This is a genomic window from Mycobacterium sp. E2327 (genome assembly GCF_001672675.1).
Taxonomy (GTDB): domain Bacteria; phylum Actinomycetota; class Actinomycetes; order Mycobacteriales; family Mycobacteriaceae; genus Mycobacterium.
The window spans coordinates 1-662 of record NZ_LZKE01000202.1 but is presented as its reverse complement, the minus strand read 5'-3'; the positions used below and the strand labels follow the sequence as shown (position 1 = coordinate 662).

At 70.1% G+C, this 662-nt stretch carries 2 protein-coding genes; one reads left to right on the top strand and one right to left on the bottom strand.

Annotated features, from left to right (window positions below; genetic code table 11):
- The coding region (locus A5712_RS23170) for a PE family protein (protein ID WP_068110368.1) at window positions 1-278 on the bottom strand (278 nt) is incomplete at its 3' end.
- Between the two features lie 172 nt (window positions 279-450).
- On the opposite strand from A5712_RS23170, the gene A5712_RS23165 reads away from it, so the two are divergent.
- Window positions 451-662: PE family protein (locus A5712_RS23165; RefSeq protein WP_156766728.1), on the top strand; the 212-nt coding region annotated here is incomplete at its 3' end.

Genomic DNA, 662 nt, shown 5'->3' with positions numbered 1-662 from the left:
GCGGCCTCGGCGGCCGCATACAATCCCGCGCCGTTGGCCAACTGCCGCACGAACTGCTCCTGAGCCGCCGCCGCCTGCGTGGCCTGCGCCTGGTACTGCTGGGCGTGCCGCGAGAAGAAGTTCGCGATGGTCACCGACACCTCGTCGGCGGCCGCGGGCGGCACCGCGAGGGTCGGGGCGGCCGCCGCGGCGTGGGCGGCACTGAGATTCGAGCCGATGCCTGCCAAATCCGTTGCCGCGGACGCGATTACCCCCGGCGTCGCGGTCAAATACGGCATGTCGGCTCTCGCATCCGGTCAGCCTAGCCTGCGGGAACGCGCGCAGAAACCTAACAACGGGCCAACTTTGGGCGTCGGGTACGGCCAAATTTGTAGGGAAATCCCTGATTCGTGCCTGTGCCCAGATCGCTAGCGTCACCGCCATCGGATCAACGCAACGGGGAGGTTGGGCATGTCGTTCGTCATCGCGGCGCCGGAGTTCATGTCGTCGGCGGCTTCGGATCTGGCCAACATCGAGTCGGCGCTGCGCTCCGCCCACGCCGCGGCCGCGGGGCCGACGTCCAACGTGCTGGCGGCCGCCGGGGACGAGGTGTCGGCGGCGATCGCATCGCTCTTCGGGGCGCACGGTCAGGCCTACCAGGCGCTGAGCGCCCAGGCGGCGGC